General features: G+C 46.6%; 21 protein-coding genes. 14 read left to right on the plus strand and 7 right to left on the minus strand.

The window, feature by feature from the left end:
* Positions 1-56: 56 nt before the first annotated feature.
* The 11 genes from coaD to HMPREF9431_RS07170 all read left to right on the plus strand — a co-directional run bounded on the left by coaD (position 57) and on the right by HMPREF9431_RS07170 (position 13,113).
* Positions 57-569 carry a pantetheine-phosphate adenylyltransferase gene (coaD, locus tag HMPREF9431_RS07120; RefSeq protein ID WP_004380529.1) on the plus strand — a complete coding sequence of 171 codons (513 nt, stop codon included), beginning with the start codon at positions 57-59 and terminating at the stop codon, positions 567-569.
* A 3-nt stretch (positions 570-572) separates the two neighbouring features.
* Positions 573-1,001 carry an rRNA maturation RNase YbeY gene (ybeY, locus tag HMPREF9431_RS07125; protein WP_004380530.1) on the plus strand — a complete coding sequence of 143 codons (429 nt, stop codon included), beginning with the start codon at positions 573-575 and terminating at the stop codon, positions 999-1,001.
* A 307-nt stretch (positions 1,002-1,308) separates the two neighbouring features.
* Positions 1,309-1,779, plus strand: a complete 471-nt coding sequence (locus HMPREF9431_RS07130; RefSeq protein WP_004380531.1) for an MgtC/SapB family protein — start codon at positions 1,309-1,311, stop codon at positions 1,777-1,779.
* A gap of 201 nt (positions 1,780-1,980) precedes the next feature.
* Entirely contained in the window at positions 1,981-2,709 is a 729-nt protein-coding gene (locus tag HMPREF9431_RS07135) for a M15 family metallopeptidase (protein WP_004380533.1), read from the plus strand.
* Positions 2,710-2,787: 78 nt separating this feature from the next.
* Positions 2,788-3,996, plus strand: coding sequence for a THUMP-like domain-containing protein (locus tag HMPREF9431_RS07140; RefSeq protein ID WP_155812984.1), 1,209 nt, complete (start codon positions 2,788-2,790; stop codon positions 3,994-3,996).
* A 61-nt stretch (positions 3,997-4,057) separates the two neighbouring features.
* Positions 4,058-5,206, plus strand: coding sequence for a hypothetical protein (locus HMPREF9431_RS07145; protein ID WP_004380535.1), 1,149 nt, complete (start codon positions 4,058-4,060; stop codon positions 5,204-5,206).
* Between the two features lie 35 nt (positions 5,207-5,241).
* Positions 5,242-7,224 (plus strand): DNA topoisomerase IV subunit B, encoded by a 1,983-nt coding sequence (locus tag HMPREF9431_RS07150; protein ID WP_004380536.1) that lies wholly within the window; start codon positions 5,242-5,244, stop codon positions 7,222-7,224.
* Between the two features lie 52 nt (positions 7,225-7,276).
* The gene (locus tag HMPREF9431_RS07155) at positions 7,277-8,896 is read left to right on the plus strand and encodes a S41 family peptidase (protein WP_004380537.1); all 1,620 of its coding nucleotides are present in this window, start codon (positions 7,277-7,279) and stop codon (positions 8,894-8,896) included.
* Positions 8,897-8,933: 37 nt separating this feature from the next.
* Entirely contained in the window at positions 8,934-10,262 is a 1,329-nt protein-coding gene (locus tag HMPREF9431_RS07160) for a helix-turn-helix transcriptional regulator (protein WP_040561307.1), read from the plus strand.
* A 231-nt stretch (positions 10,263-10,493) separates the two neighbouring features.
* Positions 10,494-10,712, plus strand: a complete 219-nt coding sequence (locus HMPREF9431_RS07165; RefSeq protein ID WP_155812985.1) for a hypothetical protein — start codon at positions 10,494-10,496, stop codon at positions 10,710-10,712.
* A gap of 319 nt (positions 10,713-11,031) precedes the next feature.
* Positions 11,032-13,113: a TonB-dependent receptor gene (locus tag HMPREF9431_RS07170; RefSeq protein WP_004380540.1), complete on the plus strand. Its 2,082-nt coding sequence runs from the start codon at positions 11,032-11,034 to the stop codon at positions 13,111-13,113.
* A gap of 133 nt (positions 13,114-13,246) precedes the next feature.
* Here HMPREF9431_RS07170 and HMPREF9431_RS07175 read toward each other — a convergent pair whose 3' ends face one another.
* On the minus strand, positions 13,247-13,918 hold the full coding sequence (locus HMPREF9431_RS07175) for a four helix bundle suffix domain-containing protein (protein ID WP_004380541.1): 672 nt from the start codon (positions 13,916-13,918) through the stop codon (positions 13,247-13,249).
* 327 nt (positions 13,919-14,245) lie between these two features.
* Between HMPREF9431_RS07175 and HMPREF9431_RS07180 the strand changes: the two genes are divergently transcribed.
* On the plus strand, positions 14,246-14,506 hold the full coding sequence (locus HMPREF9431_RS07180) for a SemiSWEET family transporter (RefSeq protein ID WP_004380542.1): 261 nt from the start codon (positions 14,246-14,248) through the stop codon (positions 14,504-14,506).
* Positions 14,507-15,143: 637 nt separating this feature from the next.
* Here the strand turns inward: HMPREF9431_RS07180 and HMPREF9431_RS07190 are convergent.
* From HMPREF9431_RS07190 to topA, 5 genes are all read right to left on the minus strand, one after another.
* A complete protein-coding gene (locus tag HMPREF9431_RS07190; protein ID WP_004380543.1) occupies positions 15,144-15,626 on the minus strand; it encodes a hypothetical protein in 483 nt (160 codons plus the stop codon).
* Positions 15,616-16,128, minus strand: a complete 513-nt coding sequence (locus tag HMPREF9431_RS07195; RefSeq protein WP_004380544.1) for an RNA polymerase sigma factor — start codon at positions 16,126-16,128, stop codon at positions 15,616-15,618. The genes HMPREF9431_RS07190 and HMPREF9431_RS07195 overlap by 11 nt, the downstream gene beginning before the upstream one ends.
* 235 nt (positions 16,129-16,363) lie before the next feature.
* Positions 16,364-18,256 carry a biosynthetic arginine decarboxylase gene (gene speA / locus HMPREF9431_RS07200; RefSeq protein WP_004380545.1) on the minus strand — a complete coding sequence of 631 codons (1,893 nt, stop codon included), beginning with the start codon at positions 18,254-18,256 and terminating at the stop codon, positions 16,364-16,366.
* 27 nt (positions 18,257-18,283) lie between these two features.
* Entirely contained in the window at positions 18,284-18,841 is a 558-nt protein-coding gene (locus tag HMPREF9431_RS07205; protein WP_004380547.1) for a shikimate kinase, read from the minus strand.
* Positions 18,838-21,168, minus strand: coding sequence for a type I DNA topoisomerase (gene topA, locus HMPREF9431_RS07210; RefSeq protein WP_004380549.1), 2,331 nt, complete (start codon positions 21,166-21,168; stop codon positions 18,838-18,840). The genes HMPREF9431_RS07205 and topA overlap by 4 nt, the downstream gene beginning before the upstream one ends.
* Positions 21,169-21,451: 283 nt before the next feature.
* Between topA and HMPREF9431_RS07215 the strand changes: the two genes are divergently transcribed.
* Positions 21,452-22,042, plus strand: a complete 591-nt coding sequence (locus HMPREF9431_RS07215) for a DUF417 family protein (protein ID WP_004380552.1) — start codon at positions 21,452-21,454, stop codon at positions 22,040-22,042.
* Positions 22,043-22,135: 93 nt separating this feature from the next.
* On the opposite strand, the gene HMPREF9431_RS07220 is transcribed toward HMPREF9431_RS07215, so the two are convergent.
* Positions 22,136-23,575: a sialate O-acetylesterase gene (locus HMPREF9431_RS07220; RefSeq protein WP_004380553.1), complete on the minus strand. Its 1,440-nt coding sequence runs from the start codon at positions 23,573-23,575 to the stop codon at positions 22,136-22,138.
* 567 nt (positions 23,576-24,142) lie between these two features.
* Between HMPREF9431_RS07220 and HMPREF9431_RS07225 the strand changes: the two genes are divergently transcribed.
* The gene (locus tag HMPREF9431_RS07225; RefSeq protein ID WP_040561315.1) at positions 24,143-25,501 is read left to right on the plus strand and encodes a TlpA family protein disulfide reductase; all 1,359 of its coding nucleotides are present in this window, start codon (positions 24,143-24,145) and stop codon (positions 25,499-25,501) included.
* The last annotated feature ends 11 nt before the right edge of the window (positions 25,502-25,512 follow it).

The raw sequence follows: 25,512 nt of genomic DNA on the forward strand, positions 1-25,512 counted from the left end.
GCGGAAAGGGCAACGTAAATTTGCATGCCATCGCAGAAAATCGTAATTTTGTAACGATGGAAACAACAAAGCGGATAGCACTTTTCACAGGCACTTTCGACCCTTTCACCATTGGTCATCAGTCGATTGTTGCGCGCGCATTGCCCCTGTTCGATCAACTGATTATCGCCGTGGCAGTGAGCAAACTCAAACATACGCAGGCCGAAATCAGTGCACGTGTGGCTGCCATTGAAGCGGTCTATGCCGGAAATCCGGCCGTAACCGTAAAGGCTTATGACGACCTCACCGTAGAGATGGCAGCGCGCGAAGGCGCCCATTTCATCGTGCGGGGCGTGCGTTCGGTGAACGATTTCGAATACGAGCGCGAGCAAGCCGACATCAATCGTCAGTTGAGCGGCGTTGAAACGGTGTTGCTTTTTGCCGAACCTCAGCTCTCAAGCCTTAGCTCTACGATGGTGCGTGAGCTGCAATTCTTTGGTAAAGACGTGTCGGCATGGGTGGCAAAACCTACGCACAACAAAGACATTCAGGCTATCTCTGCCGACAATCATAATAAAAAACAAGTTTAGGATATGATTACCTATCATGCAGAAGGCGTGAAAATGCCACATCTTAAAAAGCGCATTCTCAACCAATGGATCAGGCAAGTTGCTGCCCGTCATGGGCGAAAGGTTGGCGATATTGGCTATATGTTTGTCAACGACGACAGGATTTTAGAGGTCAATAACACCTATCTTGGCCACGACTACTACACCGATATCATCACATTTGATTACGATGAAGCCGACACCATTAGTGGCGATTTGGTGATTAGTTTAGACACCGTGCGCACCAATGCCGACTTGTTCCATAAAGCTTATGCCGACGAATTGCACCGGGTGATCATTCATGGCATCCTTCATCTCTGTGGCATCAACGACAAAGGACCCGGAGAACGCGAAGTGATGGAAGCCCATGAGAACGAGGCTTTAGCCCTGTTAGCCAAATTGTTGCCGGCATAGCGCAAACAAGCCGTCAGGTAATCGCTTCTTAAAAGCATATCTATTGTGCGGCAAAGTGGTGCATATTGCGCGATAATCTCATAGAGATTGCAAGCCAATAGCGCATAGATTGTTTCCCACTCTGCTCCTTATTGTGCAATGGCTATGGATGGAATGTTGTGTCGATGGGGGATGATGGGCATCCTATAGCGGGGCTATGTGCTCGTTTTGCCCCCTTCTCTGTGCCCTGATTAAATTTATATCGTGAGAGGTTGCAAGCCTCTTTTTTTTATGTAAGTTTGCAACTACGATTGTAAAGGACAGGATCATGCTCACATTAGAATTTATCATACGCATCTTTGTAGCCGCACTTTTGGGCGGTTTCATCGGTTTAGAACGCGAATATCGCGAGAAAGCCGCAGGCCTTCGCACCCATTTCTTGGTGGCTTTAGGTTCGGCTTTGTTCATGATTGTGTCGTCCTATGGGTTCGAGGGCGTGTTGAAAGACCCCAACATGCGTTTAGATGTGTCGCGTATTGCTGCACAAGTGGTGTCGGGTATCGGTTTCATCGGTGCCGGAACCATCATTTTTCAAAAGAATGCCGTACGTGGATTAACCACTGCTGCAGGCGTATGGGTGACTGCAGCAATAGGTCTTGCGTGTGGTGCTGGCATGTATTTGTTGGCCACCATCTCAACAATTTTGGTGTTAGTGGGTATGGAAGCCTTTAATTATGTGTTGCGACAACTCAATCGTTTCCATGGCACAGATGAAGAAAAGACAGACCATGCAGCATAAAGGGCATGCAAAAGGCACTGGCAAGGCACGGTCCTGAGCGGTTTGTATAGCTTGGAATGTCTGTCTATGGTGCACTGCTTGAACCGCTATCAGCATTGCTTGAACGCATTGTTTATCTCTTTTTTGTGCTTCCTATAGGGACATTCGTGTTGGGATAGCGTTTCAATTTCGGTTTTAGTTGTAAAATGAAAATAACAAAATATGTTGAAATTCCATCGATTTCATCGGCAAAAATGGGGTAGGGCTGTTGCTTCTTTTGCCTTCTTTTCGTTGTTTTGCTGTCTCGTTGCAGCGCAGTCGTCACAGCCTTTAACCACGAAACGCAGTGCCACGGCGCAGCAATTAGCATGGCAAGGCTATCAACAGGTGCAGCAATGCGACCCAACAATTCATGTAAGTTTGATGTATGCACGTCCCGATAACTTCTGTGGTGTGGTGTTATACAATGACCTTCGTGAGGCGTTTTTACATCCCGAGGCCATGAAAGCTCTGCAAAAAGCACAGTCCTATTTAAAACAACTGCGCCCCGACCTCAGCTTAAAGGTCTACGATGCCGCACGCCCCATGCACATTCAGCAACGCATGTGGGACGAAGTGAAGTATACTTCGAAAGCCATTTATGTGTCCAATCCTGCGCATGGTGGCGGCATGCACAACTATGGAATGGCTGTAGACATCACCCTTTGTACGCTAAAAGGCGACACACTCGATATGGGAACGAAGATTGATTACATGGGCAAGGCGGCGCATATCGACCATGAGGCGGCGTTGGTTTCTGCCCATATCATCTCGCCAGAAGCACGAAGAAATCGGCAACTTTTGCGGAAAGTGATGCGTCATGGCGGTTTTATACCGTTGCGAACCGAGTGGTGGCATTTCAATAAATGTTCGCGTGCGGTGGCAAAGAAATATTATAAAGTCATTCCATAACACTTTCAAGTGTGCTGCCATGACGATGAATTGGGCGTTTTTTCTATCCGCATGGGCGTTGAAATCGTTGTTTATCAGATGGAGTTAACAAAACAGAATTTAGAAAAAGTGCAAACTTTCGTGCGCGAACACCGTCAGGATGATGTGCGAAGGTTGGCACTTCAGGCCGCCAAATATCCCGATATGGACTTTTCGTTTGTCCTTCATCAAATCAAGGGATGGCAGCTTGCGCGCAAAAAACTGCCCTCATGGGCTACCCATGAGCAGTTGCTTTATCCGCAACAGCTGTCGATGGAGCAATGTTCAAGCGAGCAAACGGCACGCTATAAGCAGCAACTTGTGCATCGGTTGTGTGGCAAAGGGCTGGGCGAGAGCACGTTGATTGACCTCACAGGAGGTTTAGGTGTCGACTTTTCTTTCATGGCTCAGGGGTTTCGACAGGCCTATTATGTGGAGCAACAAGCCGAGTTGTGCGCGTTAGCAAAGCACAATTTTCCACTTTTAGGCCTGCCTTCTGCACGGGTGATTAGCGGCGATGGCACCACTTTCTTACGAAGTATGTCTGACCGAGCAGGGGTTATTTATCTTGATCCTGCGCGTCGCGATGCCGCAGGAAGCAAGACCTATGCCATTGAAGACTGCACGCCCGATGTGGCTTTGCTATCCGATGAGTTGGTTGAAAAGGCACAATGGGTGGTGGTTAAGCTGTCGCCCATGTTGGATTGGCATGCGGCTGTGGCACAGTTGAAGCATGTCTGCGAGGTGCATATCGTCAGTGTTGGCGGCGAATGCAAGGAACTGTTGTTGGTGATGCAGCGGCATGTCGGCGAGCACTCCTTGCAACTTTATGCCGTGAATGACGGCAACGTGTTTGCCTGTTCAGCCGAGGAGGCGCAGCAAAGGGCACCCCTCCTTCGAACATCCACTTTCGACTATCTGTTTGAACCCCATGCCTCGTTGATGAAAGCAGGTTGTTTTGCCGCTTTGTCGGCGCGCTATGGGGTGGAAGCCTTGGCCACAAACACCCATCTTTTTGCAGCTATGATGCCTGTAAACGATTTTCCCGGACGGCAGTTTCGGGTGCTCTCGGTGACTCCTTTTGCCAAAAAGAGCCTGAAATCAGCCTTACACGGGATCGATAAAGCCAATCTTGCGGTGCGCAATTTCCCACTTTCTGTGGCCGAATTGCGTAAGCGATTAAAGTTGAAAGAGGGTGGCGAATACTATTTGTTTGCTACAACCATCGGCACAATGCACGCCTTAATTATTTGCAAAAAAGCAATGTAAATTTTGCCTTTTGCATAAAATTAACTACATTTGCGTGTTTGAGAATTAAATGGATAATTTAATGTCGGCAATAGAAATTAAGAAAGTGGCCAGCAAAGCTGACCTGACAACATTTATAGATTTTCATTATTCGCTCTACAAAGGGAATGCTTTCGACGCGCCAAACCTCTATCGTGATGAGTTAGATACGCTCTCGTCCAACAAGAATGCGGCTTTTGATTTCTGCGAAGCAGCCTATTTCTTGGCTTACAAGGAGGGGCAGTTGGTGGGGCGTGTGGCTGCCATCATCAACTATCGTGCCAACGAAAAATGGCACACAAAGGCGGTACGTTTTGGCTGGATTGACTTTATTGACGACATAGAAGTGAGTAGAGCGTTGCTCAAAGCCGTAGAAGATTATGGCCGAAGCAAGGGCATGGACAACGTAGTTGGGCCGTTAGGGTTTACCGATTTCGACCCCGAAGGCATGCTCATAGAAGGTTTTGACCAATTGGGCACGATGGCAACGATTTATAATTATCCCTATTATCCGCAGCACATGGAGCGACTTGGCGGCTGGAGGAAGGATAACGACTATGTGGAATACAAGCTCATCGTGCCGAAAGAAATCCCGGAGAAGTACACCAAGGTAGCCGAGATGATTGAAAGCCGCTACAATCTTCATGTGCGTGCGATGACAAAAAAGGAGGTCTATCAAGGTGGTTTGGGCTATAAGGTGTTTGAGATCATCAACGAAACCTTTAAAGATTTGTATGGTTATTCCGAACTTACCGAGAAGCAAATCTATCAATATATTGACACTTATCTGCCGTATGGCGATTTAAACTGGATGCCGATTGTCGAAGATTGGAACTGCAACCCCCATAAAATTGTGGGCGTAGGGCTCACGATTCCTTCGCTGTCGCGCGCCCTTCAGAAACTCCATAACGGGCGATTGCTGCCTTTTGGTTGGTGGCATATTCTGAAAGTGTTGAAGTTTCACCAAACCAATATTGTCGATTTACTGTTGATAGGCGTCCTTCCTGAATATCGTGTGAAAGGCGCTAACGCTCTGTTGTTCTCGCATTTGATACCCATCTATCAGAAATATGGTATTGCATGGGGGGAGACCCACGTGGAGATGGAGACCAATGAAAAGGTGCAAAACCAATGGCAATATTTGGAAACGGTGTTGCATAAGCGTCGCCGTTGCTACCGAAAGGACTTATAAAACGTTGTAATTTTTCGCATAACAGCAGCAAAGATATGACAGAAAACGAAATAAAGAACGAAGAAATCAATCATAAGCCCCAAGAGACCGTGGCTTATACCGACGACAACATTCGGCATTTGTCGGATATGGAGCACGTCAGAACGCGCCCGGGAATGTATATAGGGCGCTTGGGTGACGGCAATTTACCTGAAGATGGTATTTATGTTTTGCTGAAAGAAGTCATCGATAACAGCATCGATGAGTTTAAAATGCACGCGGGCGACCGCATTGAAATCGACGTTGAAGAGAATCTTCGCGTGCGGGTCCGCGACTATGGCCGGGGCATTCCGCAAGGCAAATTGGTTGAAGCCGTGAGCATGTTGAACACAGGTGGGAAATATGATTCGAAAGCTTTTAAGAAGAGTGTGGGCCTGAATGGTGTGGGTGTTAAGGCTGTAAACGCCTTGAGTTCGCACTTCGAAGTGAAGTCTTATCGCGATGGAAAGGTGCGTGAATTGGTGTTCGAAAAGGGTAATCTGCTATCGGATAAAACGGAAGATAGCAACGATGAAAACGGCACTTACATTTATTTCGTGCCCGACAACACGCTCTTTAAAGGCTATAGTTTCCACGAAGACATCGTTGAAACCATGCTGCGTAACTATACTTATCTGAATAGTGGTCTCACCATTATGTATAATGGGCGGCGTATCAAGAGCCGCAATGGCTTGGAAGACCTGCTCAACGACACCATGACCAATGATGGCTTGTATCCCATTATCCACATTGTGGGCGAAGATATTGAGATTGCTTTCACGCATGCCAATCAGTATGGCGAAGAGTATCACAGCTTTGTCAACGGACAACACACTACGCAAGGCGGTACACACCAGAGTGCTTTTAAGGAACATATTGCGAAAACCATCAAGGAGTTTTTCAATAAAAACTACGAGTATACCGATATTCGCAATGGCATTGTGGCTGCGATTGCGCTGAATGTGGAAGAGCCAGTGTTTGAAAGTCAAACGAAGATTAAGCTCGGCTCGACGCAAATGTCGCCCGATGGCGAATCGATTAATAAATATGTCGGTGACTTTATCAAGCAGAATGTTGATAATTTCTTGCACATTCATCCCGATGTAGCCGAGGTTTTAGAAGGTAAAATCAAGGAGAGTGAGCGCGAAAGAAAGGCTATGGCGGGCGTAACGAAGTTGGCAAGAGAGCGTGCAAAGAAAGCAAACCTGCACAATCGTAAGCTGCGGGACTGCCGCATTCACTTCAGTGACAGCAAAAACAGTCGCAAAGAAGAGAGTGCTATCTTCATCACCGAGGGCGATTCGGCCAGCGGAAGCATCACGAAAAGCCGTGATGTCAACACGCAGGCCGTGTTCTCTTTGCGTGGAAAACCGCTCAATTCGTTTGGTTTAACGAAGAAAGTGGTCTATGAAAACGAAGAATTTAACTTGCTGCAAGCGGCCTTAGATATTGAGGAAGGGCTTGACGGGTTGCGCTATAATAAAGTGATTGTAGCGACAGATGCCGATGTCGATGGCATGCATATTCGGCTGCTTATCATTACTTTTTTCTTGCAATTCTTCCCTGAATTGATTAAAAAAGGACATGTTTATGTGTTGCAGACGCCGCTTTTCCGTGTGCGAAACAAGCGTACGAAGATTAAAAATAAGCAGGTGATAGCCGATGCTGACGCCCGTTTAGACCCGAAAGAGAAGAAGAACGACTTTATCACACGCTATTGTTACACCGACGAAGAGCGTCTGAATGCCATTCAAAATTTAGGCCCCGACCCCGAAATCACACGCTTTAAAGGGCTCGGAGAGATTAGTCCTGATGAGTTTGTGCATTTCATTGGTGCCGATATGCGGTTGGAACAGGTGACTCTTCACAAGAATGATCAGGTGGGAAAGCTGTTGGAATATTACATGGGTAAGAACACCATGGAGCGGCAAAACTTCATCATCGACAACTTAGTGATTGAAGAAGACCTACCCGAAGCCGATACGGAGCCGATGGAATGAAGCTGAAAGGCAAGGAAAGGACGATGTAAAAACGAATAAAAGAAAAGGAATAATGAAACAAATGCAACACATATTTTCTGTCGCTACCCATGATTTGAAGCGGGTAGGGATGGTCTTTTTGTTAGGATTGACCTGCTGTTTGGCGCTCCAAGCACAGCATTCTCGCCGCGATGATGATGCCGCTTTGCGCAAATTGCAGTTGGCAGAGATGGCCATTTACAATCTCTATGTCGACTCAGTGAACCAAAATAAGCTCGTAGAAGACGGCATTCGGGGGATGATAGAGAAGCTCGATCCACACTCATCTTATTCAACTGCGCAGGAAACCAAAGCGATGAACGAACCGCTTCAAGGCTCGTTTGAGGGTATTGGTGTGCAGTTTAATGTGGTGCAAGATACGCTTTTAGTCATTCAACCCGTTTCGAATGGACCTTCAGAGCGTGTGGGAATCTTGGCCGGTGACCGCATTGTGACGGTGAATGACAGTGCCATTGCGGGCGTAAAGATGTCGAAGGAAGAGATCATGCGGCGTCTCCGTGGGCCCAAAGGGTCGAAGGTTCGCTTGGGTATTGTGAGGCGTGGCATCAAAGGTGTGCTCACTTTTGTCGTGGTCCGCGATAAAATTCCCGTGAAAACGTTGGATGCTTACTACATGATTCGCCCCACAATAGGCTACATTCGCATTGGCAGCTTCGGCTTAACCACCTACAAAGAGTTTATGGAAGCCGTAGCCATTTTGAAGCAACAAGGCATGAACGACCTTATCCTTGACCTCGAAGAGAATGGCGGAGGCTATTTAAATGCGGCGGTAGATATTGCCAATGAGTTTCTTAAACGCAACGACCTCATCGTCTATACTTTAGGGAGAAGTGTGCCGAAACAGGAGTTCCGGGCCGACGGAAAAGGTCGTTTGCTCGCAGGGAAAGTAGTGGTTCTCATCAACGAATTTACGGCTTCGGCAGCCGAAATCGTTACGGGTGCGTTGCAAGATCAAGACCGTGGCGAGGTTGTTGGACGTCGTTCGTTTGGAAAAGGCTTGGTGCAACGGCCGATAGAGTTCCCTGATGGCAGCATGATTCGTCTCACGATTGCCCATTATTACACGCCTTCCGGCCGCTGTATACAGAAACCTTATACGAAGGGTGATGCGCGGAGTTATGCGTTGGACATTGAGAATCGTTTCGAACATGGCGAACTTTATAGCGCCGACAGCATTCATTTTGCCGACTCTTTAAAGTATAAAACGCTGCGAAAACAGCGCCTTGTCTATGGCGGTGGCGGCATTATGCCCGACTATTTCGTGCCGCTCGACACCACACTTTATACGCCTTTCTACCGACAGTTGGCTGCTCGGAGCTACATCATCAATGCCAATTTGAAATATGTGGATGCACATCGCAAGGCATTGAAGCAACAATATCCCGACTTTGCCACCTTCCTTGCACGCTATGAAGTGCCACAATCGTTGCTTGACGACATTCGAAAGACGGCCGAAAAAGACAAGGTTAAGCCCAAAGATGAGGCAGAATGGAAGAAAAGTCTGCCGCAACTGCGCCTTCAACTCAAAGCGCTTGTGGCACGAGACCTTTGGGATATGAGCCAATATTTCCAAGTGGTGAACGAGGCAAATCCTATTGTTCAAAAGGCCATTGCGCTGTTTCAGCAGCATTAGGCCACTTAGTATAACACGCTGAATCGTATTATTCCACATGAGAAAAAGTTTTTTTCTAATTCTGATGGTAGGGGCTTTCATGGCTACCGCCATCTTTTCCTGTCGGTCAAAGCAGCCCACACCGCAGAAAGTTTCGGATGCTATTGAAGATACAGCATCGTCGAAAGATGCCTATTTCCGTGCCATTACGAAGATTGCTTATGCCAAATACCTCAAAGGAGAGACCAAATCGAGCTTGGAATATGCCTACATTGCGTTGGGAAGGTCTATCGAAGAGCAGTCTGAACACTACGAGGCCACGCTCTCATTCCTTATCGGAATCAACAAAGCCAATATAGGAGATTACAACGGAGCGATGCCCTATTTTCGGCGGACCATCAATATTTATAACGGCATGAGCACGCCGAAAGACCCTTGGAATGGGCTTTATCAAAAGGTTTATACGTTGCTCAACACCATGCAAGTGATGCAAAATGCAGGTAAATATGACGATGCCATCCGCATGTTGCCCGATTTAAATCGTTCGCTTCGCTTATTGGCCGAGACGCCAGACACGTTGGGTTTGAAGGAGAGTGGCAATCATTCGTATGGTTTTATGCCCCGTTCGGCCTTTAAATTGGCAAAGTCGAGCGAGACAATGATTTTCGAAATGCAGCAACGTCAGCAAGAAGCCGAGCTGCGAACCCTACGCATTGCCCTCATCATGGGTGGCGTAATCTTTGTGTTGTTGTGCTTCATCGTGTTCCGCATCGTGCGCTATAACCGCATCATCACCCGCAAGAATGCTTCGGCTGTCGACACCATTAACCGCCTGTTGCAATATCGGGAAGCGTTGAAAAACGAGCGCCTTCAGAATGAATTGCTCAAAGAAGCTGTGGCCGAAGAGAAAGAAAAACAAACAAAAACGGCAGCAGAAGCCCCCGTTGAAGTTGCAAAAACCGATGTAGAGAGCGTGAAAACGGCTACCGATGAGGCTAAAGAAGATGCCGACCGTGCCCTCTTTTCGAAGCTCTCTGAAGTGATTATGCGCAAGAAGATGTTCTTGCAACCCAAACTTTCGCGCGAGGATGTCATCAACGAGGTGTATGTTCCGCACAATAAATTTGCCCAACTTTTCACACGATTTTCGGGTATGTCGTTCACCAAATATATCAATGAACTGCGTTTAGAATATGCTGCCGAGCTGTTAAGAGACCGTCCTGACTACACGATTGAGGCCATAGGCGAGGAGTGTGGCATGCCCATAGCGCAAACATTCTATCGTAATTTCTCCGATAAATTTGGGGTTACGCCGGCTGATTTTCGTCATTTATCTCACAAAAATGCACAAAAACAGCAGATAATGAATAATCGTGATAAGGAGTGAAGGATTGTGATACGCTTTTTCATGTAATCGCAATATCTTTGCATCGAAGGTTTAAGTTTTAGACTATTAAGTACTCAACTTTGTAAATCACATTAGCCCGTGAGGGTTTAAGTTATTTCATTTTTCGCATTCAAAATTTGTATTTAGAGAGTTATGATGTGTAAGTGTTCATTTTGTTGCATGATGGTCTTAGGACTATTTCCTTTGCGAAGGACAACGGAATGGACCACATTGAAAGATATGCTGCCTGCTGAAGGTAGCATATTTTTTTTGTTTCGGGTGGGTAAAACCACCGAGCACGGTCACCGTTCTGTACTGTTTTTGGCAAAAATCATGGAATACGCCCACCGTTTTCCCTTGTTTTTGAGAAAAAAGGTCGAAAACGTAGGGCGGTTTCAGCTGTTTTTATGGAAAACAAAGGAAACCGCCCTACGGATGCTTCTGTTTTGATTGAAACCACCATAACACGGCCACCGTTCTCGTGTTTTTAGCAGAAAAAGGCCGAGATACGGGTGTTTCTCGCCTGTTTTTGAGAAAAATGGTCGAGATACGGGTGCCGAACGCTTGTTTTTATTAAAAATGATTGAGATGCGGGTGTATCTCATTTGTTTTTGAAAAAAATAGCCAAAATACGGGTGTATCTCACTCGTTTTCATGAAAAATGGCTGAGATACGGGTGTGTTTCGCATGCTTTTGGATAAAAACGCCTGTTTTTTTGTAATTTTGCGGGCGGTTTGAAATCATGCAAACCACAAAAGAATTTATTATAATGTACAAGACAATTTTCAACACGTGCCCACGAATGGTGTTCAAACACTTCACCAACAAGGGCTATGCGCTGTTTGCTTGTCTTGGCAAAGAAGTGTTGATTGGCACACTGTCTGTGGCATCGCTCACCTATGCAAAGGCTGAAGGGATGAGCAATGACAGTGCGGCTGTCGACACGATTGCCAAGAAAGCCATGAAGGAGTATAGCCTTGCGGGGGTCGAAGTGACTGCTTCGAAGGCACCGCTGATGCACAATCAGCAAGCGAGAATGGTAACTGTACTGACGCAGAAGGATGTTAACGCTGCGCCGGTGCAAAGTGTTAACGACCTATTGAAACACGTTGTCAGCGTGGATGTGCGGCAAAGAGGCTCCTTAGGTGCACAGACTGACATCGGTATCCGGGGTGGAAACTGCGAGCAAACGGCGCTCCTTTTCAACGGCATACCCGTTGGAAATCCGCATACCGCCCACAATGCATTCGATTTTCCCATCGGAAAGCACGAACTGACGCGCATCGAAGTGCTCGAAGGTCCGGCAGGAAGTGTCTATGGCACCGCCTCGCTTTTGGGTGCCATTCATTTGGTATCGGTGCCTCCTTTGGCTTCAAGTGCCACGGTTTATGCGTCGGGAGGAAGCTTTGGTTATGGCGAAATGGGCGGCCGTGTGAACCTTGTTCGCGGACCGTGGAACCAGCAAGTCTCCGCTTCTTATGTGCGAAGCGATGGCTATCAGCGCAATAAGCAGGGCGGTCTCAACACCGATTATCGTGGCGTGAAGGCGCTCTATCAGGGCTATTACGACACCGATGCGCTGCTGTTGCAATGGCATGCCGGGCTGAGCAATCGTCGTTTTGGTTCGAGCACCAACTATAGTGCGAAGTATGATGACCAGTTTGAGCACACGTTAAACAGCTATACGGCGTTGCAGGCGGCTACGAAACGTGGCTTTTTGAAGCTGCGTTCGTCGGTCTATTGGAACCGCTTTTACGACCGTTTTGAGCTGTTTCGTGGGCGCAGCGACCGCTATCCTTTCAACTATCATCGCACGAATGTTGTAGGTGCCAGCGTCAATTCCTATTTCGATACCGCGTTGGGTCGCACGGCTTTTGGGGCAGAATGGCAGCGCGAAATGTTGGTGAGCACCAACTTGGGCACGCCACTTTCGGCTCCGAAAAGCATTCATGGTGTGACGGGAGCTACCTATAAAATGGGTTGTTTCCGCACCAATGTGCAGCTTTTTGCCGAGCACAATCTCACCATCAACCGCTTTTCGGCCTCGTTAGGTCTCGTGGGTGTGAAGAACAGTCATGCCGATATGGGGTTGCGTTTCTATCCCAATGTCAACCTTTCTTATCGTCTTGGTCAGGCTTGGCAGCTCTATTCGAGCTTCAATTCGTCGCTCAGAATGCCTTCAATCACCGAGCTGTTTTATTCGGTTGGCGGACATAAGGCCAACCCAAATCTGCGTCCCGAGGAGCTGACGGCGTGGGAATTGGGCACGAAATACGAAGCGAATGGGGTGGCTGCGCGTGCCCATCTGTTCCACAATCGCTACACCCATCTCATCGATTGGATTAACAGTGGCGAGACCGATGCATCGGGTTCGTTGCTTTGGAGGTCGGTCAATTTCGGCAAGATTAAAGCCTTTGGCGTTGAAACCAATGTGGCTTTCGACTTCAAACAGCTGCTTCCTGCGCAACAGGTGCTGCAACAACTGCAGTTGGGTTATTGTTTTATCCAGCAAAATCAGCATGAGCCTGCGGGCATTCGCAGCCGCTATGCGTTGGAATATCTCAAGCAAAAGTTTGTGGCTGCTGCGCAGTTTCATGTTGTTTCGCTGCTGCATTTGCAGGTGAACTATCGTTTCCAGCATCGCATGGGGCAATATTTGGATGCTTCAGGAGCAGCCCATCGCTATGGTTCTTATGGCCTTTTAGATGCCAAATTCCTGTGGCAAGCACCACGTTGGCAAGCTTATGTTGAGGGAAACAATCTGCTCAACCGGCATTATTTCGATGTGGGCAACGTGCCACAGCCCGGTTGTTGGGTGGTCGCTGGTGCCGCTTTCAACATTCAACTCTAATAAAATGGTTAAGGCAAGCCCCGATGTTTCGCGGGCTTGCCGCTGTTTAGGGCTGCATTGTTGATGGTTTTTTCTAATTTTCTAGGGTTCCTAGTTTCCCTAGGACTCCTAGGAAGATTAGAAAATCTATCAACTACCCTTTCTCCTTCCTCATTCTTTCTATCTCGGCTTTCAGCCTTTCGTTTTCAGCTTTCAGCTGCGAGTTCTCCGTTTGCAGGCTTTTGAGCAAGGCATCTTGCGCCTTTCGGTAGCCTGTTCTGGCAGCATACATGCGTTCTTTGATGCCGCCTTGCTCCACAAACAACTTCTCTAATCGGGCAAGATAGCTGCAAAGCATCTTGTCGGTGATGTGGCAAAGCGTGATGAGGGTATTGCAAAACTCCTCGGCAGTCCATTTATCTGCATAAACCAAGTAGTCGTGAGGCTTGTTGTGTTGCTTGCAAAAGGCGAGCATTGTGTTATAGCGTGGGTGCATGTTTGTCCAGCGAAGAAGGCTGCGTGTGTGCAGATGATCTTCATAATCTTCGCGCAGTTCCTGCAGAGAGGCACGTGCTACGTTGAGCAGTTTCAGTTCCATTTCACTGGATGTACTACCATCTTCAATGCCTTCCACGATGTTTTGTTTGCCCGATCGGGCTGCTTGCACCATCTGATCTACGGTGCGGTCGCCATATTTGGGCAGGAATCGACGGCAGAATACATAGGTGAGTTGATAGATGGCATCGGCCTTTTGATAGATAAACAATTCGGTGTAGGGCGTGTTTTGCCGCAGCACTCCTTGTTGTGATTTCGCTTTTTGCTCCATATCGTTATGTTAAGGTTGCGCAGTCAGTCACTTTCTTGTGGAAACAGCATCAGCACCATAGCCTTGTTAGTGCCGGACGATGGCGTGATGGCCTGTTGCTTGGCTTACAAATTTACGGTTTTTGTGGCGTGAAGACAAGGAAACATGACAGAAATGACACCAATGTTTTGTAGGAATAAGTGGAAATCGCTATATTTGCAGCGTATGACGGCGGTGCATTGAGGTGTTTTTTGTAGCTACGGAAGGTTGCATGTGGCCTGTAAACACCGTTGGAAGCAAGCTTGTAGAAGGGGATAAGATTTAAATATTTATTCAATATTCAAGATAATGACAAAAGAAAAGTTTTTTGAAAAATTAGGTTGGATTGGTATGATGACCTCCGTGTTGATGTATGTTTTCTACATTGCACAGATTCAAAACAACCTCTCAGGCCAAAAAGGCACGTTCATTCAGCCTCTCATGGCAGCCATCAACTGTACACTTTGGGTGTGCTATGGTCTCTTTAAAGAGAAGCGCGATTTGCCTCTTGCATTAGCCAATGCTCCAGGTATCATCTTTGGTTTAATCACCGCTTTCACCGCTTTGTAAGCCTGTCGGGCTGCAATACCCCCCAAAAAGAGCCTCCTTCTTGCGCGCTTTCTTCGAAACGTGGATGAGAAAGGCTCTCTTTTGATGCCTTAATCTTTGGTTATGGAAGATTTTGTTCAAGCGATGTTTGAATTCAAGGAATGCCGACGAGAACTTGATTTGCACTGAAGTGGAATAGACTTTCTACACAATAATATGGAGACAAGCAAGAATTTCGGTCATAATTTTGCGTTGGATCGGAGAAATAACCCTGCGGAGTTGCGTCTCTTAGGGGGCGATAGGATGAAAAAAGGGTGGGGGAAACAATGTCATTGGCTATTCCTGTTTGTGGGTTTGCAAGGTTGTGGTGGCACGAGGACTATCGTCTTAGGTCGCCATTTGCATGCTATTCTGACGTAAAGTCGTTGCTTTTGGTGGGTAATCTCTATCAAATTGTGAGGCGATTTATACTGCATTGTGAAGCAAACCCTATGCTTTTGTCGAAAGCTATACTCACAAAAGCGAAAAGGCTCACACCCCATTAAGGAGTGCAAGCCTTTCTTTTTATCAGTTATGAAACATTTGAGAGAAATGAAACTTCGCAGTTTCGGTTTTGTTTTAATGTAAAATGATTTATAGAGAAAGCATAAAATATTTCTTATTTGATGAGCGATGGGGTGGGCTGTTGCGGCACATCAATGCAGCTTTGGTGCATGGTGTCGACAGCAGCCGAGTCACTAATCGCTACCGATTGCCCATGTTGCAGAGCCGGAGTGCCTGCAGTGGGCGCAGGGGTGGTGTTGGATTTGAACGAAACCTGTGCAGCGTTGCCCAAAGTAAGCATAATGGCTACGATGGCAGCTGCCTTGAATAGCGGCTTAAGCTTTTGCTGGAACGTGATGATTTTGGCTTTCACCGTCTCAGGTTCGCAAATCATGGACATCATCTTCTCGTCGAAATTGGCACCTAACCGGTCGTCTTCCACCTCTTGTGCTTGATAGCTAAAGAGGGCTTTATAGCGCAACAAGTCAGCGGGAACATTATCCTGTCGGAAGAAAGCCTTCAGGATTTCCTCTTCTTCAAGGGTGGTTTCCGCATTCCAATAGCGTTCCAAAAGTTGTGATATGTATTTATAGTCCATAATTTTCGAGTTCTAAAAATCGTTGTTTCACTGCTTGTCTTGCCCTGTAGATGTTTATTTTTACTTGTTCTTCTGTCAGTTCAAGCAACAGCGATATGTCTTTATATGTCTTGCCTTCGAAGTCACGTAGCTGCATACAACTGCGTTGTTTCTCGGGCAGTTCGTTTACGATTTGCTTCACAAGGTCTAAACGATTTTTGTGAATAATGTCATCGTAAGGGTTGTAATGCTGCGGTGAGGGCACTTGCGTTTGCTCCTCAAGCGGCACATCATGCGCGCTATGTTTCTTAATGCTGTCTAAAGCTTTGTTGCGGCATATCGTGAAACAGAAGGCCTCCATTGACGCGATTTCATCCCATTGTTCACGTTTATTCCACACTTTTATCAGCGTCTCTTGCACAATATCTTCTGCTTCCGCACGATTTGTTGTAATGCGAAGTGCAAGGCGGAAGAGCTGATTCTTCAGCGGAAGAATATCGTTTTTAAAACTGATATGTTTCATCTGCGCGCTATAAAGATGACGATTGGCGGATAAAGATGTTACAATCTGAACTCGCTTTTAACACTAATTAAGGGCTAAAAGCGTTGTAAGGAGCTTTGAAAAGACGGAAAAGGGAGGGGGAATAAAGGGACAAAACACCACGGGGAGCGCCGCCATCAGTCCCTAAGAGTTACTGTTTTAAGGGTGCACACGTGGTGCATCCTTAAAACAGGTGATAGGGATGGCTCCCCATTCCCTATTCAAGATAGGTGTAACCATAGAGCCCCGAACGATAGTTATTGAGGAATTCCTTGCCCTCTTCAAGCGAGATTTTTCCTTGTTTGACGCTCTTGGTCACCCATTGTTCTAATTGTCTGACGAGCTTTTTGGGGTTATATTGCACATAATCGAGCACCTCTTCAACCGTTTCGCCATCGAAAATTTGGTCGATATGATATTTCCCATCCTTCACAGAGATATGTGCTGCGTTGGTATCGCCAAAGAGATTGTGCATATCTCCTAAGATTTCTTGATAAGCACCCACTAAGAAAACACCTAAATAATAAGGTTCGTTTTTCTTCAAAGCATGTAGGGGAAGCACATGACTGACATGGCCATCGGTGACGAAATTGGCAATCTTTCCATCGCTGTCACACGTGATATCTTGCAGCGTTGCTTGTCGGTTGGGGCGTTCTGCAAGCCGTTGTATGGGCATAATCGGGAAAAGTTGGTCGATAGCCCAGCTGTCAGGAAGACTTTGGAAGAGCGAAAAGTTGCAGAAATATTTATCGGCTAAAGTCTTATCTAAGTTGCGAAGCTCCTCGGGAACGTGCTTGATGGTTTTGCAAAGCATGTTCACCTCGTGGCAAACGCTCCAATACATGGCTTCGATTTCGGCACGGGTCTTGAGGTCGACAATGCCATGTGAGAAGAGTTCTAACGCCTCATCGCGTATCTGTTCGGCATCATGCCAGTTCTCAAGCATCGTGCGTGAGTTGAGATTGTCCCATATATCGTAGAGGTCTTTCACCAACTGATGGTCGGTTTCTTTAGGCTCAAACTCTTCTTTCATTTCGGGAAGGCTGGCCGTTTCGAGCACATCTATCACCAAAACAGAATGGTGTGCAGCCAGGCTTCGACCGCTTTCGGTGATGATATTGGGATGTTGTATGCCGTTTTTGTCCGCAGCATCAACAAACGTATACACGCAATCGTTGACATATTCTTGTATGGTATAGTTGACCGAACTCTCGCTGTTTGAGGAGCGTGTTCCGTCATAATCCACGCCCAAACCACCGCCACAATCCACAAATCGCACATCATAACCCATCTTGTGGAGGTTGATATAGAATTGAGCTGCTTCGCGAAGCGCTGTTTGAATGCGGCGGATTTTGGTGATTTGGCTACCAATATGGAAGTGAATGAGCTGCAGACAATTGTGCATTCCCATATCGTCGAGCTTTTGAAGTGCCTCTAACAATTCGGCACTGGTGAGGCCAAATTTCGAAGCATCGCCGCCACTTTCTTCCCATTTTCCTGACCCTGAAGAGGCCAATTTGATGCGCATTCCAAGATTAGGTTTCACCTTTAGCTTCTTAGCGGCTTTGGCAATAACCTCTAATTCATTGAGTTTTTCAACAACAATAAAGATTCTTTTACCCATCTTTTGTGCCAACAAGGCCAACTCTATATAGCTGTCATCCTTATAACCATTGCAGATAATGAGCGAATCGCTTTGGCATTGCACGGCAATAACCGCATGGAGTTCGGGCTTAGAGCCTGCTTCTAACCCTAAATTAAACTTGCGACCGTGTGAGATAATCTCTTCAACAACGGGCTGCATTTGGTTGACTTTGATGGGGTAGATGATGAAGTTCTCGCCCTGGAAGTTATATTCTTTCCGGGCTTTTTGGAAGCAACTGAAGGTCTTTTCAATGCGGTTGTCCAAGATATCAGGAAAGCGTAACAGCACGGGTGATGTGACATCGCGCAGCGATAGCTCATCCATAATGTCGCGAAGATCAATCTGTGTGTTGTCTTTACAAGGAGAAACGTAGACATCTCCCTTGTCGTTAATTCCAAAATACGAGGTACCCCAACCCTTGATGTTGTAGAGTTCCTCAGAGTCTTCAATAGTCCATTTTTTCATTTTCTATCCAAAAAAGTTAATGGGGTGTTATTTATTCTGCCTGTCAATCGGTGATGATTGCAAGTTGAGCAATGCACTTAACTGTGCAACCGAAGCATTTATTTTCTCAAAATTATCTAAAAGATTTACTGAAAGTGTGTGCTTTGCTTGTCGATAATAGGGCTCACGCTCTTGCAAATGTGCTTGGATGGTGGCCAAAACAGCTGCGGGTTCTCTCTGTTTTAACAGTGGACGCTCCTTCTTTCCCATTTGCAAATGGGCATAAAGCACATCGGGTGAAGCCTTTAAGTAAATGGTTTCACCCTGTTGATTCATATAAGTTATGTTGTCGAAATAGCAGGGAGTGCCTCCTCCACAGCTAAGAATTACCCGGTCGAACTCGGCCACTTCGTGGAGCATATTGTACTCCATGCGACGGAAACCCTCTTCGCCTTGCTCGGCAAAGATTTGCGGAATCGTCTTTCGCATGCGCGACTCTATATACCAATCTAAATCATAGAACGGTATGTTGTGGGCTTTAGCTAAAGCTCTTCCGAGTGTGGTTTTGCCGGCACCCATATAGCCAAGGAGGATAATTCGCGTCATGCTTTGCGACGTCTGCTTTTAGGTTCGGGAGCTTGTTTCACAATTTCCATACATTGTTCGTAGGATAATTCGCCCGCTTTCTCATGCAAGTTCTTGGGCAACCGATAGTTCTTGCCATCATAAGCGATATAAGGTCCGTAACGACCATTGAGCACTTCGAGCTTTGTATCTTCCTCAAAGCTTTTCAGATGACGCTGTTTTTCCTGTTCACGCTTGGCGGAAATCAGTTCAATCGCCCGCTCAAGCCCTATCGTTAAGGGGTCTTCTGACTTGGGTAATGACACAAATTTCTTGTTGTGCATAATGTAAGGACCAAACTTTCCGGCACCAATCACCACATCACTATCCTCAAAAGTGCCAATGGTGCGTGGCAGTTTAAAGAGCTCTAAGGCCTCTTCTAACGATAAAGTCTCCATGCTTTTTTGGGCAGGGAGTTGTGCAAACTGTGGCTTTTCGTTGTCATCTGCGGTACCAACCTGCACAACCGGACCGAATCTTCCTATCTTTACGAAGACCGGTTTACCCGTTTTGGGGTCGTTTCCTAAGAGGCGTTCACCCGCTTTATGCTCTGAACGAGCATTCATTACCTTGTCAACGGTAGGTTCAAAATGCTTGTCAAAGTCCTTCATCATCATGCTCCAGCCTTCTTTTCCTTCTGCAATTTGGTCGAATTGCTGCTCCACCCGTGCCGTGAAGTTATAGTCCATGATGTCGGGGAAGTTCTCCATTAAGAAGTCGTTTACCACGATACCGATGTCTGTGGGTAAGAGTTTACCTTTCTCATTACCCGTCATTTCAGTACGTTCGGTGTGTGAAACTTCCTTATTTTGTAGGATATCGACAGCATATTTACGCTCTTCTCCTTTCTTATCTCCTTTTTGTACGTATTGTCTTTGTTGGATAGTAGAGATGGTTGGCGCATAAGTTGATGGGCGTCCGATGCCCAACTCTTCTAACTTATGCACCAAACTGGCCTCCGTATAGCGGGTAGGACCCATGCTAAAGCGCTCTGTTGACGTGATTTCTTGCCGCAAAAGTGGAGCTCCTACAGGCAAAACGGGCAACTGATGCGCGCTTTCTTCGTTGCGATTTTCCTCATCATCGGTCGATTCCCGATACACTTTCAAGAAGCCATCAAAAGTAACTACCTCGCCTGTTGCAACAAATTGTGCGTCAACGGCACTGATATGAATGTTTACAGTGGTCTTGTCAATCTGCGCATCTGCCATTTGTGAAGCAATCGTTCGTTTCCAAATCAGGTCATAAAGCCGCTTCTCTTGTGCCGTTCCTTCTATCTCTTGCACACTCATATAGGTGGGACGAATGGCTTCATGCGCCTCTTGTGCCCCCTTAGCATGGGTGTGATAGTTGCGGGTTTTGCTGTATTTCTCACCCCACAGCTTTGTGATTTCCTCCTTACTCGTGCCTAAAGCCAGCTGAGAAAGGTTGACAGAGTCGGTACGCATGTAGGTGATTCGACCATTTTCATACAAGTGTTGCGCCACCATCATCGTCTGACTCACCGTAAATCCCAATTTCCTTGCCGCCTCTTGTTGCAGGGTTGAAGTGGTGAAAGGTGGGGCAGGCGTGCGCTTTAAAGGTTTTTTGGTGACCTCAGCCACCGTGAATTGAGCCTCTTTACATTGGTTTAAGAAAGCCAAAGCCTCTTCGTGTGTGGCAAAACGGCGGTCGAGTTCGGCTTTAAACGCATTCTTATTGCTTTGCGCATTGTCGACACTAAATGTGGCCGTTACACGGTAATAGGGTTCCGAAACAAAAGCCTGTATCTCGCGTTCGCGTTCAACAATGAGTCTAACTGCTACGCTTTGCACACGTCCTGCACTAAGCGCTGGCTTCACTTTTCGCCACAAAACGGGCGAGAGTTTAAAGCCTACTAAGCGATCAAGTACACGACGTGCTTGTTGTGCATTGACCAAATTCATATCCAAATGACGCGGATGTTGGATGGCATCCAGGATTGCTGACTGCGTAATTTCGTGGAAAACGATGCGGTTAGTCTTTGTTTCGTCCAAGCCAAGAACCTCACAAAGATGCCAAGAGATGGCCTCTCCTTCGCGGTCTTCATCGGAAGCCAACCAAATCTTCTTTGCTTTTTTGGCGTTAGCCTTTAATTCATTGACCAACTTTTTCTTTTCTTCGGGTATCTCATAAGTCGGTTCTAAGGTGGTAGCGTCAATGCTTATCTCTTTCTTTTTGAGGTCTCTTATGTGGCCATAGGATGACATTACCTTGTAATCCTTACCCAGAAATTTCTCTATTGTTTTTGCTTTTGCGGGACTTTCTACAATAACTAAGTTCTCTTGCATGTTGCTTTCCTCTTGTTGTTATCTAAGGGCGCAAAAGTAATGAAAACTTTTTCTCTCACCTTATTATAAAGAAATATTTTCTACTTTTTTAAGATATAGCCCTTAATCCATTGTCTATGACGGGAAAAGAAGTTTAGAAAAGATGTGAATAAAAGTGTTTTTTACATATTTTATTTTCATTTTTGATAATGAGATATTACTTTTGCAACCGCGCATTTCGCCCGTTATCAGGCAATGTTTGCGCATAAAATATCATTATCATAAGATTTAAAAAGAAAAGTTTATGGAGACAATCTCATCACGTTTGCAAGCTGGTTTGCAATTTATCGTGTCCACCAATCAATGGGGTGTACATGCCATTCGTATTGCCATCTTTATTATTTTTATATGGATTGGCGGTTTAAAGTTTTGGAACTATGAAGCAGAAGGCATCGTTCCTTTTGTGGCAAATAGTCCGTTTATGAACTTTTTCTACGAGAAAAAGGCACCCGAATATAAGGATTATAAGTTGAAAGAGGGAGAATTTGATGCCAAGAAGAAGGCTTGGCACACCGAAAACAACACCTATACTTTCTCCCATGGGTTGGGTTTACTCATCATGTCGTTTGGCATTTTGACGCTCTTGGGCATTTGGTTCCCACGTGTTGGCTTTGTAGGAGCAACCTTTGTCATCCTCATGACCATAGGAACACTCTCCTTCTTAATCACAACCCCCGAGTGTTGGGTGCCCGATTTAGGGAGTGGCGAACACGGTTTTCCGCTGCTATCCGGTGCAGGACGCTTAGTAATTAAAGACACTGCCATTCTCGCAGGAGCCTGGATTGTGTTGGTTGATTGCGCAAGACGCGTCTTGAAGCAGCTGCAAAAGGCATAACGCCACTACAAGTTTAGTCAACAAAGCAACATAAAAGGAGCGAAAAGGCAGCATGCCTCTTCGCTCCTTTCTTGATCAATCAAGATGAAAAACCTATTCCCAGTTGTCGGTTCTAAATGGGAATAATGGCAAGAACGCACTGTTTTTCACATTGCCATAGCCCCAGTTTTTGAAAGCATAGCGCACAGCAACGGGCGCTTTCACTTCCTCAGAGATAACCAAAATCGTCTCCTTTCCTTTCTTTCTTGCACTCATGGCCACGGCTGGATGAAACACTTTGTCTGCACCGGCCACTTCAAATCCTTGAAAATCGGTCATGCTGCTAAGCCCCGTATAGACGTTATTGAGCCGAATGAAGCACGAGTCGCCTTTGATTTCCATATCGCGGAAGGATGGACTCTCGCACCAAAGGTTCTCCCTTCCGTAGGTCTTGTGCAGGGCTTGTAAAGCCAATCGCTCACCGATGGCCTGTTTTTGGGCAGGATGAATCTGTTTCTTTTCGTAAGAATACACCAAATCATCCGTGCAAACCAAGCCGCTATGGGGGATGAGTTGCTGCGCGTTGAACTGTTGTTCACGCAACTTTGCACCAGACGTTCCCTGCACATTGTTGTACCAAAAAGGAGTGATTTGCACATAATAGAAAGGCAAATTGGGTTGGCGGAAGCCTTCTCGCCATTGTTTTGCTAAGGCTGCGAGCCGTGTTGCATATTGATTGTCGGGATCGCCCACGTTGGAACATCCCTGATAGTACAACACTCCCTTGACCGTGTAATTAAGGATGGGGGCGAAAGTGCCATATCCCCAAAGCATGGGATAGTAGAATTCAACCCTGAATTTGCTTGCAAAAGTCGCCGAATCCAAAGGCTCTTGCGTGTGCGCAGCAAGATATTCGCGGTTTAACCAGCTCTCAACACGCGAGCCACCTTTATTGGATAGGATGAGCCCTACAGGGACATGGAGCGCTTTTTGCAAGGGCTTTGCAAAGAAATAGCCCACCGCTGAAACATCAGGGAGGCCGTCACGGTTGGCCATTTTCCACTGGCATACAGCATCTTTCAGTGGTTTTGTGCTCATGACGCTGGGAATTTTCACAAAGCGGATGGCACTCATCGTGTCGGCAGCCATCATCTCTTGCATAAAGTTTTCTGTGGGACAGCGGTCAAATCCGCGCATTGGCATCTCCATATTGCTTTGTCCTGCACACACCCACGCTTCGCCAATGGCCACATTTTTAACCTTCACCATCTCGCCATCATCAAACGACAATGTGTAGGTTTGATAGCTTCCGCGCGGCGTTTCCACCTCCACTTCCCATTCTCCTTGCGCATTGGTGCGGGTCGTGTAGCGCTTTTTGTTCCACGAAGGCACAACGACAACTTGCTTTCCCGGCTTATCCCATCCCCATAGCCTGACTTTTTGCTGTTGTTGCAACAGCATATTGTCGCTGATAAGATGGGGTAGTTTCACCTTTGCCCACATCGAAGTCGACACCATACCTAATAAAAGGCATATCAAATAGCGTTTCATCATATCGTTTATTGTTTTAGTTTGTCGTTGCAATATTACTCTTTTTCTGTGAAAACAGCAACTAAAAGGGATAGGAAAATGAAACCTATCCCTCAAAATGCACTTCTCTTTGAAAGATTTCCCCCGCGCCTTTCACCCCATGTTGGTACATCGCATTCATCAACGTGAGGCTATCGGAAACGCAACGCGTGCCGAGTTGCCACCTCATCTCTCCTTGACTCTCTTGCTACTCGGCCAACATCACAAAACAAGGTGATGGAGGTTGCCATCTCATCTCTCTCCTATCATCCTGCCACTTGGGCGGTATCATGCGACAATAGGATGAGGATTGCCGTACTATTTTTCTCTGATGGTTTTACTACTCGGTTGGTATGATGAAACAATGTGTTAGAGATTGTCGCACAATATGGTGTAGATTAGGGCACAATAAGGTGCAGATTACAACACAAAACAGTGCAGATTAGCGGGGCTTCTGTCACACGTTCTGTTTTCATCGGCCGCGTCCTCGTGCAGACTGTGTTTGCTTATGTCATAGGGATTGCGTAATTTTGCACAACGATTATTTTCACAATGAGACAATTTATCATGGCAGCTTTGTTGCTGCTTTCCCTATCTGCAGCCGCGCAGCAGCTTGTTATCGACTGCCCCGACACCCTTTTGCTGCATCAACACCGATTGATGGATGCAACAGGTCGCACAACCAAGTTGTTACTTACACGCGAAGGTTTGGCTTTTTACAATGTGCCACAGTTGAAACAACGCACACCTCTCACCCTACAACTGTCTTCGGGACAGACACTTTGCATGGTGATTGAGCCGGGAAAGATGCAGCAAGTGAAACTCACCCGCGACAAAGCGCAACGCGTGCGGGCTGTTTATAAAGGTGATAATGTGGCGTTAGCCGAACTGCTCACCGCTCAAAATGCTTTCGAAACGGCTACCAATCCACGTTATGGGCTCATCAACGACAAAGAGGCTCGTCATCACTTAGAGCATCAATACATGGCATTAAAGAAGATGATTGAGAAGCAAACCGACTTTTTGCCGAATGAACCCTCGCGGCAGCAACGCTTGATCAGCAACCAACAACGCTACCTCAATGCGGCATTGGCCAGCATTATTGCCGAAGCCTATCAACAACATAAGAACCCATCGCGCAACAGTCTTTATCAAACATTGATTGCACAGGTTGACTTAAACGACACAACGCTGCAAAACAGGCCGCTCATTGACTACTATGTGCGGGGGAAAATGCAGGCCGAAGCAGGTAAAGATACGCCCGTAAGCAACTATGCCGTGGCCTATTTGCAGACCGTAAACAGCCACCTTAAGAACGAAAAGCTGCGACAGGTGCTCACAGATTCCATCCTCAACCGAATGGTAAACGAAAGCACCGAAACACAGTTAGACTCGTTTTGGACGGCTGCCCAACCTCTTGTTGCGCCGCAACTGTTAAAGCGTTATCAAGAAAAAGTGAACACAAAGAAGCTCATGATGAACGGCATTGCTTGTCCCGACCTCACGTTTAGCGACCTAAAAGGCACATTGCACCATCTCAAAACTTTCTTTGGCAGCTATATATTGTTAGAATTATGGACCACATGGAGCGAGCAAAGCATGCGCGAACGCCCCTATATGGCACAGCAAGTGGCACGCTATCAAAACCAACCTCGACTGAAATGTATCAGCATCAGTTTAGATGAAAATCGGCGTGCATGGGAGCAACAGATTGCTCTTGAGAACCCTGCTTGGCCTCAATTTTATGCCGATAAGCAGCAAAACGATGTCATTTCAGATGGTTTGTCGGTGGAAGATGTCCCTCGGTTTGTGCTCGTTCAACCCGATGGAACGATTTATGATGCCAACATGTTGCGACCTTCCGACCCGCTTTTCAGTCGCAAATTAGACCATATTCTATCTACACCATAATCCAATCAAAC

The sequence above is a fragment of the Segatella oulorum F0390 genome, assembly GCF_000224615.1.
GTDB classification, from domain to species: domain Bacteria; phylum Bacteroidota; class Bacteroidia; order Bacteroidales; family Bacteroidaceae; genus Prevotella; species Prevotella oulorum.